The sequence below is a fragment of the Bacillus sp. YP1 genome (assembly GCF_000877815.1).
In the GTDB taxonomy this organism is placed as follows: Bacteria; Bacillota; Bacilli; order Bacillales; family Bacillaceae; genus Bacillus; species Bacillus subtilis.
Genome location: NZ_CP010014.1, coordinates 1,620,308 through 1,632,857, shown reverse-complemented (window position 1 = coordinate 1,632,857; position 12,550 = coordinate 1,620,308). Strand labels below are relative to the sequence as shown.

General features: G+C 37.6%; 13 protein-coding genes and 5 pseudogenes. 2 read left to right on the top strand and 16 right to left on the bottom strand.

The genetic code is table 11. From position 1 onward, the window contains the following. Positions 1–170: 170 nt before the first annotated feature. From QF06_RS21085 to QF06_RS07815, 4 genes and pseudogenes are all read right to left on the bottom strand, one after another. Positions 171–338, bottom strand: a pseudogene (locus QF06_RS21085) (hypothetical protein). A gap of 111 nt (positions 339–449) precedes the next feature. After that, positions 450–725 carry a hypothetical protein gene (locus QF06_RS21080; RefSeq protein ID WP_041850799.1) on the bottom strand — a complete coding sequence of 92 codons (276 nt, stop codon included), beginning with the start codon at positions 723–725 and terminating at the stop codon, positions 450–452. A 42-nt stretch (positions 726–767) separates the two neighbouring features. Beyond that, positions 768–1,121 (bottom strand): hypothetical protein, encoded by a 354-nt coding sequence (locus QF06_RS07820; RefSeq protein ID WP_031314953.1) that lies wholly within the window; start codon positions 1,119–1,121, stop codon positions 768–770. A gap of 109 nt (positions 1,122–1,230) precedes the next feature. Next, entirely contained in the window at positions 1,231–1,872 is a 642-nt protein-coding gene (locus tag QF06_RS07815) for a DUF3885 domain-containing protein (RefSeq protein WP_041850800.1), read from the bottom strand. Positions 1,873–2,026: 154 nt separating this feature from the next. Here QF06_RS07815 and QF06_RS21755 point away from each other — a divergent pair. Then, a pseudogene (locus QF06_RS21755) lies at positions 2,027–2,257 on the top strand (SOS response-associated peptidase family protein); the annotation flags it as partial. Between the two features lie 175 nt (positions 2,258–2,432). Here QF06_RS21755 and QF06_RS07810 read toward each other — a convergent pair. The 5 genes and pseudogenes from QF06_RS07810 to QF06_RS22090 all read right to left on the bottom strand — a co-directional run. Further along, the gene (locus QF06_RS07810; protein WP_041850801.1) at positions 2,433–2,945 is read right to left on the bottom strand and encodes a GNAT family N-acetyltransferase; all 513 of its coding nucleotides are present in this window, start codon (positions 2,943–2,945) and stop codon (positions 2,433–2,435) included. A gap of 106 nt (positions 2,946–3,051) precedes the next feature. Continuing rightward, positions 3,052–3,199: pseudogene (locus QF06_RS21075) on the bottom strand (DUF7225 domain-containing protein); the annotation flags it as partial. A 69-nt stretch (positions 3,200–3,268) separates the two neighbouring features. Then, positions 3,269–3,703: an SMI1/KNR4 family protein gene (locus tag QF06_RS07805; protein ID WP_072175706.1), complete on the bottom strand. Its 435-nt coding sequence runs from the start codon at positions 3,701–3,703 to the stop codon at positions 3,269–3,271. Positions 3,704–3,883: 180 nt separating this feature from the next. After that, positions 3,884–4,138, bottom strand: coding sequence for a SunI/YnzG family protein (locus QF06_RS07800; protein WP_015252034.1), 255 nt, complete (start codon positions 4,136–4,138; stop codon positions 3,884–3,886). A gap of 130 nt (positions 4,139–4,268) precedes the next feature. Beyond that, positions 4,269–4,532, bottom strand: a pseudogene (locus QF06_RS22090) (hypothetical protein); the annotation flags it as partial. A 911-nt stretch (positions 4,533–5,443) separates the two neighbouring features. Here QF06_RS22090 and QF06_RS22335 point away from each other — a divergent pair. Beyond that, positions 5,444–5,549 (top strand): annotated as a pseudogene (locus QF06_RS22335) (excalibur calcium-binding domain-containing protein); the annotation flags it as partial. A gap of 41 nt (positions 5,550–5,590) precedes the next feature. Here the strand turns inward: QF06_RS22335 and QF06_RS07790 are convergent. From QF06_RS07790 to spoVK, 7 genes are all read right to left on the bottom strand, one after another. Further along, positions 5,591–6,079, bottom strand: coding sequence for a hypothetical protein (locus QF06_RS07790; protein WP_041850804.1), 489 nt, complete (start codon positions 6,077–6,079; stop codon positions 5,591–5,593). 246 nt (positions 6,080–6,325) lie between these two features. After that, positions 6,326–6,616, bottom strand: coding sequence for a hypothetical protein (locus QF06_RS07785; RefSeq protein ID WP_041850805.1), 291 nt, complete (start codon positions 6,614–6,616; stop codon positions 6,326–6,328). A gap of 322 nt (positions 6,617–6,938) precedes the next feature. Further along, positions 6,939–8,273, bottom strand: a complete 1,335-nt coding sequence (gene glnA, locus QF06_RS07780) for a type I glutamate--ammonia ligase (RefSeq protein WP_003231737.1) — start codon at positions 8,271–8,273, stop codon at positions 6,939–6,941. A gap of 58 nt (positions 8,274–8,331) precedes the next feature. Further along, a complete protein-coding gene (gene glnR / locus QF06_RS07775) occupies positions 8,332–8,739 on the bottom strand; it encodes a transcriptional repressor GlnR (RefSeq protein WP_003238341.1) in 408 nt (135 codons plus the stop codon). A 109-nt stretch (positions 8,740–8,848) separates the two neighbouring features. After that, on the bottom strand, positions 8,849–10,114 hold the full coding sequence (locus QF06_RS07770; RefSeq protein WP_041850806.1) for a methionine gamma-lyase family protein: 1,266 nt from the start codon (positions 10,112–10,114) through the stop codon (positions 8,849–8,851). Positions 10,115–10,131: 17 nt separating this feature from the next. Further along, positions 10,132–11,394, bottom strand: coding sequence for a GTPase HflX (hflX, locus tag QF06_RS07765; protein WP_043940124.1), 1,263 nt, complete (start codon positions 11,392–11,394; stop codon positions 10,132–10,134). A gap of 132 nt (positions 11,395–11,526) precedes the next feature. Next, the gene (gene spoVK / locus QF06_RS07760; protein WP_003231746.1) at positions 11,527–12,495 is read right to left on the bottom strand and encodes a stage V sporulation protein K; all 969 of its coding nucleotides are present in this window, start codon (positions 12,493–12,495) and stop codon (positions 11,527–11,529) included. Positions 12,496–12,550: the final 55 nt, after the last annotated feature.

Here is a 12,550-nt window from a genome sequence, read left to right as displayed (position 1 = left end):
ATATTTGTTGTATGATTACTAAGATTCAATTGTTTCTTGATTTTTCTTAAGCCCTCAATTTGTTTCATGTAGTAAATACCACAAACTCATTTAAACCCTTTTCTCACAAGAAAAATAAATTGAGTATCAGTACTCAGAATTGGATTGAAGGTCATTTTAAAAGGATTCTTTTATCTAAAAGGCCTTGATACTGAATTAAAGAACAACATTAAAATAATGATGGCTATTACAACAACAATCTCAAAAGCATGTGAACTGCCATCTTCTCTTTCTCGATCTTTCTTCTCCCTCAATTATTCCCTATATTTTCTTTGTATTTCATCCTTTTTCCTATCCATCTTACTCGACCCCTTTCAAAATAAAGTAAAGCCAAGCAATTCTGAAATTTTTTATTCCTTCTTTTGACAAGCTCGAAAATACCAATGTATAAGCGTAATGCCTAATGGATTTTAAACTCCAAAAAACAAAGTCCCTGCTATAAACCAGAAAAAAGGAAATGGAAACATAATGGCATTTAAGACAATCCCACATACAGCACACCGTTTATTTGTCTTTATTGAAACGAACGCTAAAATGATTCCTATAGGAGAAAGTAATAATGGAAAAAACACCGGCATTCCTTGCCACGGAATTGACATAACTCCCGTAAAAAAATTAATAATTAAGATAGCTGAGATAATTGGAATCGTGATTGAAAAAATAGCTGCAGCTTTTCTAATATTCATATTGAAAGCAAGTCTCCGTTCTCCTTAAAATTGTAGTTTTATTTAGTCTTGAGAAAGTTTGTCAAAATCTCTTTCTTTCATTTCAGGCAGAGTGATATCAATCCCTAACATTTTTATTAATTCTTGTACGTAGCTTTTTATTGCAAGCATATTAAATGGGAAATCGAAATCAAATTCCTCTTTAACGCTTAGAGTATCCATTGCATACGAACAGTTATGCTTCATACCCAAAAGATCATCATTAAAGCTTAATACATCTTTATACGACTGATCAGATAACTCAAAGTGAGTAACTAAATAAACACTAATATGGTTTCCGCCTTGAGAATCAAAATCCACTAATCTTTTATCAACTACTAATAAAAATGCAGATCTCTCATCATCACATAATACCAACTGAAAAAATTCTAAGTTTCTCAGTTTCAATAACCGTTTAAATCTTGTATGTAAGGCCCTCATAATCTAATTCTGCCTTTCCTGATATAAATTGTTTTATAAAAGAGTATTACATGCACTTATACTCTTCTACCCAGTCGTGATATTTTTCATAAAGTGGACGTATTCGTTTGAAATCATGAGCTATGACTTCGCATCCGCGGTCATCATAGATAAAGAAAATAATGTCTTTTGTAATGTTCACAAAGAAAACATCAGGGTAATCAATAGAGTAACCTCCGAATTTCGGTTTTTGTGGAAAATCCTCATTACTGGCTGCTTTAAGTAATTCAGTTACACGTAAGTCTCGAGGTTTGCATAACAGGGAAAATTGTTGCATCTCGTATTCTTCAGCTTTATTGATTTCGAAAGGGTAGGGATATGTCTTCACCATAATTTGATTCAAATGATTTTTACATTTTAGAAACGGTTGATACACCTTTAATTTTCTTATACATTTCTCTTTCTTTTTGTGCTTATACATATTCGTCACAAGGAATATGTCATCATTTTGTTCAAATAATTCATTAAAAATGATTGAGGTTTGTTCATATACAACCCGAAACATCTTTAAATTCAATTCTTCATTTGCTTTGAGTTGATAGATATTTTCCTCAAGACAAAAATGGATTCCTGTGCCCCATTGATTATAGATGCTAGGAATTAATTCGAGGTTTTGAAACCTTTCCTCCATATACCCTATTAAATTCATTCATCACATTCTCACTTTCGATTAATCAGATGATTTTATGTAGACCTAGAAAAATTGTAATTCCTTCCTGTGATTGTAACTTTAGTATACCATTTTCACTCTGAGCGATCGATAGGAATACGGTCTTTTTGGAACCCCCTAAAAGATAATGAACATCTGTGGCAGGTTCACTTTATTCTCTGAGTTCAATGACATGTTAAGCAATTCAACATAGATCAATTTTTACCAGAAGGGAATAATCAACCACTATATAAAGATATTCCTTCACAAAAAATCCTGACAATCATCAACAACGGATCAAACAATCGTCTGGCAAACTTAAATAGGATCTTATTCCCCCGTGGGCAAAAGTGAAAAGATCAGTTATAAAATGATTAACGCTCGAATGGTATGGCTGCGTATCAGGTATCATCCTTAGTGAACTCACCCAAAAACAATTCACCGGAGCTCATTGAATCCCATTTAATCACTGTCATATCACTTTATATATCACCTTCATTTAACTAATATGTTCTAAGTAGAGGGTGATATTTTGTTTGTATTGCCGCACTCAATAAAGTTCAATTCCACTCTTCCTCTAAAATAGCGTAATAATATTCATCCCACCATTCATTGCCTTTTGGAATACATTTTTTAAAAAATCCTTCTCTTCTCATTCCAATCTTCTCCATAACTCGGTATGAGGGAATATTCTCAGGTTGACACGTAGCTATAATCCTATGTAAGTTCATTTCTTTAAATCCATATTCCAAAATAGCTTGTGCTGCCTCAGAAGCATACCCTTTATTTTGATAATTCGGATTAAACACCCACCCAATTTCATATGTATGTTCACCAAAATACTTATAAAAAACAATATGACCTATAAGAAAGTCTTCATCTCTTAGTATGACAGGGAATTTTTCAGCGTTATCACCTTTGTTTTTATTTACAAATGCCTTTGCATCTTCTTCACTAAAAACTCCTTCAGGTATATACTTCATTACATTACTATCAGATGTATACTCATATACAGCCTGCCAATCTTTGCATTCAAATTCACGTATCAATAACCTTTTTGTTGTTATGTGCATTAAAGTAACTAACTCCCCTCAAATATACTTAATCTTTATTTCAATATGAAGACAACAATAACTTCTTTAAATGACTATCCTTATTAACAATATTGCCTCTTGCTAGAAACCGGTTATAACAATAATCTGATAAAATAATGCTATCCGGATTAGTTCCGTATTTTTCTTGAAGGGTTTTCTTTAATTCTTGAGGGTGAAACCAACTCATTGATCTTATTTTTCAAAGCATCTTTAATTTGCTCGTAAATTGTCATTATACTTCCCTCAAATTGCAGATTCTTTGGTTGTTGAAATTAGTCATAATTTTTTCTTTTGCCGAAGTGTTATTCTGAAACCAGTTTATAGTACTCTTGGAGATTCGGATTTACTTCCCAATATTTCGTTCCATTTGAAGACACTAGCATATCAAACCATATCTCGAAATTAGAATCTAAGTTAATCGCATCTTCAATATCATCAATTGAGTCTAGATATAGCATATAGCCTAATCCATTTTTTGATTTGTTTGTGTCTATGACATATCTTCCATCAAAATGATATCCAATTAAAACGTATCCCTCTGGGAAATCTTGAACCTCATTATATTCAATGATTCCCTCTAAGCTAAGTATTTCAATCCCATCAAACATTTCCATCCCATTGTGCTGTAACAAAAACTCTTTATAGTCATTAGGGAAAGTAACACCTAGCTTCTGTTCTATATCGCTAATTTCTTGAGGACTAGCAGGATCTTTGAAATGAAAAGTAGCATCTTCCATGACATATCCTCCATGATGAAACATAGGGAATGTACCATATTTAGAAACTGCTTTCTTAATACCATCTAGAGTCATGTGAACTAACTTTCCTTCTTCCATAAATGCTCCTCCTTAAATCACCTCATTAAATTTTTCCCACACAGAACATTAATAAATAAATTTAAAAGGGGCATAAACTGTTTATAAAGAAACAATTTTATTCATAATTAAAGCAGCATTAGTGGTGAACAAAATGTAAGTGTGATTTGCTGTTTTAATCACTACCCTATCCGTAGAGCCATAAGGAAACCCGATCCTAACTGCACTTTTTTCCTCTCCCCCATAGTTTGGATCAAGAAATACATCATTGATTTCTTTGATTGGAATTTCAATTTTGGATAGCTGCCAATTGATAATTAAGTTTTCATTTGATTTTTCAACGTTGATTCCAAGCATAAAAACATTCCCCTTTTGACTATGAATTCAGTGAAACAAACACGCTTTAAAATTTAATAAATCCAAAAAGTAATACTTACGGGAAATATGACTATAAGCAAAAGAGCCCTTTCAGGCCCTTATTTTTCTTTTACCCTTGGTATGAATTTGTTACAAACTCTTTTGCTTTATTAGCAACAGTTTTCCAAGTGGCGGCAGCATGATCAAGATCCGCAGAAAGCTTATTGATATCCTCATTCTCATACCCTTGAGCGAGTGAATAAAATTGATTTGTTATAGAATGCCAGATGCCTTCGATTTGTCCTATAAACTCCTTAGACTTTTCTGCTTGGGCTATTACATTAACCAGGTCTATATTGATACTGTGAAGCATCCCCAAAACTTTTACTTCTAAAGAAAGTTGTGCATCCATATTGTTTAACATATTCAGAAAATGATCAATTTGTTGTTTAACTGATTGTATATCAGAACACTCTAATATTTCAGATACAATAAAACCAAATAGAGGCCCTAGTTCAAAGCTGAATTTTACTTTCTCATTAATATCATGACCTTCAACAAATATACCCAATAATTTTTTTAATTCTAAAAACATATTTATTGAATCATGTATCTCACTCTCATCATTATACTGTGAATCTAAATATGCGACTTCTTTTTCTAAAGAATTATTCAATTGTCTAACACCTATACAGTCGTTACTACCTTGAAGGAGGGAATTTAATTGGTTTTGAACCTCTTTCATAGACTGTTGTTGTTGATTGAGTATTGCAGCAAGCTTTGAACAGGAAGACTGAAATTGCTTCGCAGCCTCTTGTCTTCCTTGTTCATTGCTATCGTTAGACATTATTTGTAATAATTTTATATCACTATTTATCGTTCTAGTTGCCAAAGATCCAATATTATTAATATCGTTAACCATATTAAGAACACTGCTGAATAAATTCTTCATCCACCAGTTACACAACTGTTTATATTCGTTATAAACATCATATATTTTTTGAAAATCTTGAGGAATTTCAACGTCATCCGGTATAGCCAGATAAGTTTTCATCTCTTCATCGCTCACAGGTAAACCCGTTCCAGTAAGAATATCCGCTTGAGTATTTGCCCAGAATCTAGTAGATATTAAAAGCCCCTCTTTTTCTAAAAGGCCTTGAGGCCCATATGGAGATGTTGAATCTAAAACTTTTTCATATTTCATTTTTAATCCACCTTTCATATTTCCAACGCTATATTTAATATAACAAAAAAATTCAATTATTCATTATTTTTTTATTTTTTCAAATCCTAGATATAAGTGAAGAAACGTTTAAAAATTGACTGAGTTAAGAAAGAAATATCTGAATGGAGTGCCTAGTTCCCCACCCTGCTTTACCAACATAAAATGGACAAGGATCAAGACAACTAAGCAAATGAACGTTGATTGAAAGCTCTTTGCGGCTTTCTTTTTTATTTCTTGAATTGTTTGTCATTGAGTAAAAATATTAGCGTTTCTTCAATTTCTTTTTCTAAGTCATTATTATTTAAATCGAATAATGTTCCATAACCTGTACCCTTATATCCACCGTAGTAATACCACAAATCCATTGTGAAACAGTCTAATTCTTCATCACAGACTATTGCAGGTTGATAGTAATTAATTGCTATTTGTGAACGGTACTCTTTTTCAAAACATCTCTCAGCTGTAAAATCATTTAGCACATCTCCATCTATGTCTCTACAAATTTTGATGCTAAGGTTTGGTTTACCCTGTGCTTCAAAAACATCTATATACTTATTCTGCAGCTTTTTCGATACTACTTCCCCCTGGCTCTCCAACTCAAATATCATTTGTTTTAATTCTAGATTAAAATCCTTTTCTGGAATCTGTATATAATCTTCATCGCTTGGGCTTTGATTTTTCTGTTTCTTGAGTAATTGACTTAAAGCTTTCCACACATTGTTGTCCTCCTATGATAGCTTCTTTAGACGTGCCTCTATGAAAATGGTCATTTGGTGATCAGCTTCACGAAATGCCTCAGCAAATGTTTCAATTCCGGTATCCTAGAAATATGGCGTTCGATAATCATGCCCACGGATGCCCCAGCTGTGTGGTCCAGTTGCAAGCATAAGCATTCTGCGATTCATCACCGACCTTGTCAAAGGGATGTTAAATAAAAAAAGAACCTTAATTTTTCCATTGGCTTATTGGCTTACTTTTGAAAATTTATAAATTATTATTATATTGAACAGTGTTGGTATGATGTATACAAGACCAGTTCCAAGTAGACCTATTACTGAACTAGCAATTAATAATATGTTGAAGACTGGTTTATTATTTGTCTGGATTGAAGCAAGCATGGTTATAATTCCCGCCAAAGCACCTAAAAACCATAAATTCCCCAAAGTGTAAGAGTCATCTATAACCGCAAACAGTTGAGCCAGTACAGAAAAAACCGCTCCTAATCCCCCGGAAAAGATAGTCAATTTTTTCATAGAAATCTCCTTTTTGAAAAAATTGATTTAGATTTTAACACAATTATGTATTTATTTGGTTATAGTGTCAATGTTAAGCATCTACTTCACTCATCTATTGCTGGTAGAAGTATTGAACAAAGAAACTACCACAGAATTTGTCGAATTATTTATGCGTATTGCTTTCCTTAAGCATAAAATTATTTTCCTACTTAAAAATTTAGTACATTGTCTTATTAGTGACATAAATAAAAGCGACCTGCTTTTAGCAGTGCCGCTCTATAATTTATTACCTATTAACATAAAAATCCCTTGACACCAATAGTGTCAAGGGATTGAGAGATTAATACTGAGACATATACTGTTCGCGTTCCCAAGGGTGAACTTGCGTGCGGAACATATCCCATTCGATTTCTTTTGCTTCGATGAAGTGTTCGAATAGGTGTTCGCCCAGCGCTTTGACCATGACTTCGTTTGATTTGAATTCTTCTAGTGCTTCCGCAAGTGTTGCTGGAAGGTCAACGATTCCGTTTTCCATGCGCTCTTCTTTGCTCATCACATAGATGTTGCGGTCGATTGGAGCCGGCGCTTCCAGTTTGTTTTTGATTCCGTCTAATCCTGCAGCAAGCAATACGCTAAGTGCAAGGTATGGGTTTGCAGCTGGGTCTACGCTGCGTACTTCAACACGTGTGCTGATGCCGCGGGAAGCCGGGATACGGATAAGCGGGCTTCTGTTTTGCGCGCTCCATGCTACATAGCAAGGTGCTTCATAGCCAGGAACAAGACGTTTGTAAGAGTTTACTGTCGGGTTTGTTACTGCTGTAAAGCTTGTTGCGTGCTTCACGATACCTGCAATGAAGTGTTTCGCTGTTTCACTTAACTGAAGATCTGCGTTTTCGTCAAAGAATGCGTTAACACCATTTTTGAAGAGTGATAGATTGCAGTGCATACCTGAACCGTTCACACCGAACAATGGTTTTGGCATAAATGTCGCATGCAGGCCGTGTTTGCGGGCAATTGTTTTGACAACTAGTTTAAATGTTTGGATGTCATCACAAGAGCGGACTGCTCCAGCATATTTAAAGTCGATTTCGTGCTGACCAGGTGCTACTTCGTGGTGAGACGCTTCGATTTCAAAGCCCATCTCTTCAAGCTCAAGTACGATATCGCGGCGGCAGTTTTCTCCTAAATCAGTTGGAGCTAAGTCGAAATATCCGCCTTTGTCGTTTAGTTCAAGCGTCGGCTCGCCTTTTTCGTCCAATTTGAATAAGAAGAATTCAGGCTCAGGTCCAAGGTTAAAATCACTGAAGCCGAGGTCTTCCATTTCTTTCAGAATCCGTTTTAAGTTGTTTCGCGGGTCACCTTCGAAAGGTGTGCCATCCGGATTGTAAATATCACAGATGAAACGTGCTACTTTACCTTTTTCAGCTGTCCATGGGAAGATAACAAATGTATTTAGATCTGGATACAGGTACATGTCTGACTCTTCGATACGAACGAATCCCTCAATAGAAGAACCGTCAAACATGACTTTATTATCAAGCGCTTTTCCAAGCTGGCTTACAGGAATCTCAACATTCTTGATTGTTCCAAGAATGTCAGTAAATTGAAGGCGGATATACTTCACGTTTTCTTCTTTTACTAATTTTTCGATATCTTCTCTAGTGTACTTTGCCATTTGGTAAAATTCCTCCTCTTAAAAGGTAAATGTATATAGCAAAACAGTTGCTAACGGATTAATGAAAGAAGCGGGACATGTCGCCTTGACGGAATGTATTCCCTCTTTGAAAACGGCCGGCTTGCATGAGCTCGTTTTTCAGGAGCTGTCTCAGTTCGTCATCGGACAGATCATGTTTCATTGGTTTTTTCGTCTTCTCGTTTTGTTTTTGTTCTGGCTCGGCTTCGGCTTTCGCCAGAATCTGTTTAATTCCTGCCATGTTTACACCTTGTTCTATCAGGTGCTTGATTTCTAACAGTTTATCTACATCATGAAATGAAAATAATCGTCTATTTCCTTCACTTCTGGCTGGAAATATCAGTCCATTTTCCTCATAATATCGAATTTGTCTTGCTGATAACTCAGTTAACTGCATGACAATTCCTATTGGAAATAAAGGCATTGAGCGGCGAATATTATCACTCATCTCAATTTCCTCCTTTTCTTAACTTAGTTTCATTATAGGTGATGTTATATTATGTGTCAATACGATGTAAGGATTCTTAACATCAAATCCAGAGAAATTTTTAAAAAATTTAAATTAATTGCTTTTCCATCAATGAATCCACTGCACTGCATATGGCATTCTTCACATGCGAATAGGTTAATCCTCCCTGAACATACGCTACATACGGCGGGCGGATAGGGCCATCAGCTGATAATTCGATGCTTGCTCCTTGAATAAACGTTCCTGCTGCCATAATGACATCATCTTCGTATCCAGGCATGTAGGCTGGATAAGGCGTCACATGAGCATTGATTGGCGATGCAAATTGAATAGCCTGGCAAAAAGCAATCATCTTTTCTCTGTCAGAAAACTCAACGGATTGTATTAAATCCGTTCTTTTCGCATCCCATTTCGGGTTTGAAGTGAAGCCGAGTTTTTCAAGGAATCTCGCTGTAAACACCGCTCCCTTTAGACTTTGAGACACAACGTGAGGCGCCAAAAAGAAGCCTTGGTACATTTCTTGGAGCGAGTAAAGAGATGCCCCCGCTTCTCTGCCGATACCGGGTGACGTCATACGGTATGAGCAAGCTTCAATCCATTTCGCTTTTCCGACGAGGTAGCCGCCTGTTTTCGCAAGGCCACCGCCGGGATTTTTAATGAGAGATCCCGCCATCAGATCGGCTCCGACATGGCAAGGCTCAAGCTCTTCCACAAATTCTCCATAACAGTTGTCCACAAAGACGATCAGGTTTTCATTGATTTCTTTTACAAAACGGATCATTTCTTTTATTTCACTAATTAAGAAAGAAGGGCGATTCGCATATCCTTTTGAGCGCTGAATGCCGATTACTTTTGTCTTCGGATTGATCGCAGCGGCGACTGCATCATAGTCTATCTTTCCGTCTTTCGTCAGTTCAACCGCATTATAGCCGATTTGAAAATCCTTTAACGATCCAGCGTTTTCTCCACCCCTGACGCCCACAATTTCCTCTAGCGTATCATACGGCTTGCCCGTGATATAAAGGAGCTCGTCCCCCGGTCTGAGGACACCGAACAAAGCAATTGAAATGGCATGTGTGCCTGAAATGATTTGCGGCCTTACAAGCCCCGCTTCTCCGCCAAACACATCCGCATATATGCTTTCAAGCGTGTCTCTTCCGATATCATCATAGCCGTATCCAGTAGACGGCGTGAAATGAGTGTCGCTTACTTTGTGTTTTCTATAGCTTTGAAGCACTCTCCACTCATTTCGCTCGCTGATTTCTTCTATTTGTTTATGAATGCCGGCAATGTCCGCTTCCACTTCCATTGCCGTTTTCTTCAATAATTCTCCGTGTGTTAATGTGTCAAACATGTCTTTATATTTCCTTCCTACATATACTTCTTTAATTCACCGATGATACTTTGCTCTTCTTGGACATAGCCGGATATGTCATACTGTTCATTTTCTTCATTAAAATAGAAGCGGTCTACCATCGTTTCCGATTTGATTCTGGAAAGGAGCTTCCCTTCACTTGCCGGCACATGTGCTTCAAAAGACGTTAACAGTTCTTGGCGCAAATAGCGCTGAATCGCTTCTTTAAAGATTTCAGCGTCGTCCTCAAATTTCGCACTGACCATAATGTGATCCCTTCCGGCGGACGGTATAAAATCAGGCAGTTTTTGATCACGTTTATTGTAAGCCGTCAGCATCGGGATATCATCTGCTTCAAGCTCCTCAAGCAGCCGAAGCACTGTTTTTTCATGTCCCACATAATCCTCATTTGAAGAATCAATTAAATGCAGAATTAAATCCGCTTCTTTTAATTCCTCAAGCGTTGAGCGGAATGCAGCAATCAATGTCGTCGGAAGATCCTGAATAAATCCTACTGTATCTGATAGAAGAACACTGTAGCCGCTTGGCAGGACCATTTTTCTGGTCATCGGATCGAGCGTGGCAAACAGGAGGTCTTCTTCATAGCTGTCAGCACTCGTCAGACGGTTGAACCATGTTGATTTCCCTGCGTTTGTATAGCCGACAAGCGCAATTTGAAGCACACCGTTTTTCTTTCTTCTTTCACGGTATCGGCTTCTATGGCGAATGACAGTGGAAAGCTGTGTGTTGATTTCATGAATGCGATTTCTGATATGGCGGCGGTCGGTTTCCAGTTTCGTTTCCCCGGGACCTCTTGCCCCAATTCCACCGCCTTGCCGGGAAAGGTTGATCCCTTGTCCCGTCAGACGCGGCAGTGCATATTGCAGCTGAGCCAGCTCAATTTGAAGTTTGCCTTCTCTCGTTCTCGCCCGCTTTGCAAAAATATCTAATATCAATTGCGTGCGGTCAATCATCTTCACTTCAATTGCTGTTGCCAATGACTTCAGCTGACTTGGCGACAGTTCATCATTAAAGATGAGGAGATCAGCTTCAAGCTCTTCCACCAGTGCCTTCAGCTCTTCTACCTTCCCTTTTCCTATATATGTAGCGGCGTCAGCCCTGTTCCGTTTTTGTGTGACGCTGGTCAGTACTTTTCCGTCTGCTGTTTTCGTCAGAGATGCTAGCTCTTCCATAGAATTTTCAAAATGCTCATCCGTGATATGCGGCAGCTGACATCCGACTAAAATGGCTTTCTCCTGAATCGTTTCTTGTTCGTTCAAATGGATGTTCCTTTCTTTTGCATATTGGGCAGTAGTATTATCATACCAAACCCTGCATGTGTATACCACAAATCGATTGCTTTGAAAAGCGGAAATACGAGCAAAAAACAGACCTCTCAAAAACTGAGAGGTCTATGCAGATCCAGATGCTTCTTCTTTAATGGAAAGATCTTGGCTTTTGATGGTCATCAAGTCGCTTTTTAAGTATTGGTCTCCCATTAAAAGCCTCATGGCTTGTGCTCTGATCGATTTTTCGATCACATTTCTGACAAAACGTCCATTGCTGAATTTAATGGGACTTGTCGTGCTTTTCACTGTCATTAAGTAATCTTTCAATTTCCATTCAGCTTCTTGACTGAGCTGGTATTCCCTTTCATCGATCATTCGTTTCGCAATCTCCATGAGCTGTGTCACAGAGTAATCCGGAAAATCAATGGAAATGGGAAATCTTGATTGGAGACCGGGATTTAACGAGAGAAAATGATCCATTTCCCGTGAATATCCGGCGAGTATCAAAATAAACTCATGCTGTTTGTCTTCCATATGCTTGACAAGTGTGTCGATCGCTTCTTTCCCAAAGTCCTTTTCGCCGCCTCTTGCCAGCGAGTAGGCTTCGTCTATAAACAAAATGCCACCTAATGACTTTTTGATTAAGTCTCTCGTCTTTTGGGCGGTGTGTCCGATATACTCCCCGACCAGGTCAGCCCGCTCCGCTTCTATTAAGTGGCCTTTTGACAGGACATTCATTTCAAAGAACAGCTTGCCGATGAGCCGTGCAACCGTCGTTTTTCCCGTTCCCGGATTTCCTTTAAACATCATGTGCAGCGCTTGCTTTCCAACCTTCAAGCCTTGCTCCGCGCGTTTTTGGTTCACAAAAATCCAGGCGTATATTTCCTTGATGTTGCGTTTCATTTCCTCCATCCCAACTAATGCGCTCATCTCTTTTTCGATTTCCTTCAAAATGCCGTGCTTTGCTTCGTTTTTTTGCAATGCAGCCTGATATTCCGCCTCTGCCTCAGCATTCGTCAGCACCTGCTTTTGCCCGTTCAGAATAATGTTGATCTGTCCGTTGTTTTTATAAGTCACAGCGCGCTCCAACATCTTCACCTCTCTGTTCTCTCTATATGATATTCAAGCGGATGCCGATTGTGACAAA

What these genes read in the sequence shown, in the direction of transcription:
- QF06_RS21080 (WP_041850799.1), bottom strand. Translation starts at nt 725, where the DNA reads ATGAATATTAGAAAAGCTGCAGCTATTTTTTCAATCACGATTCCAATT.
- QF06_RS07815 (WP_041850800.1), bottom strand. Translation starts at nt 1,872, where the DNA reads ATGAATTTAATAGGGTATATGGAGGAAAGGTTTCAAAACCTCGAATTA.
- QF06_RS07810 (WP_041850801.1), bottom strand. Translation starts at nt 2,945, where the DNA reads ATGCACATAACAACAAAAAGGTTATTGATACGTGAATTTGAATGCAAA.
- QF06_RS07805 (WP_072175706.1), bottom strand. Translation starts at nt 3,703, where the DNA reads ATGGAAGATGCTACTTTTCATTTCAAAGATCCTGCTAGTCCTCAAGAA.
- QF06_RS07800 (WP_015252034.1), bottom strand. Translation starts at nt 4,138, where the DNA reads ATGCTTGGAATCAACGTTGAAAAATCAAATGAAAACTTAATTATCAAT.
- QF06_RS07785 (WP_041850805.1), bottom strand. Translation starts at nt 6,616, where the DNA reads ATGAAAAAATTGACTATCTTTTCCGGGGGATTAGGAGCGGTTTTTTCT.
- glnA (WP_003231737.1), bottom strand. Translation starts at nt 8,273, where the DNA reads ATGGCAAAGTACACTAGAGAAGATATCGAAAAATTAGTAAAAGAAGAA.
- glnR (WP_003238341.1), bottom strand. Translation starts at nt 8,739, where the DNA reads ATGAGTGATAATATTCGCCGCTCAATGCCTTTATTTCCAATAGGAATT.
- QF06_RS07770 (WP_041850806.1), bottom strand. Translation starts at nt 10,114, where the DNA reads ATGTTTGACACATTAACACACGGAGAATTATTGAAGAAAACGGCAATG.
- spoVK (WP_003231746.1), bottom strand. Translation starts at nt 12,495, where the DNA reads ATGTTGGAGCGCGCTGTGACTTATAAAAACAACGGACAGATCAACATT.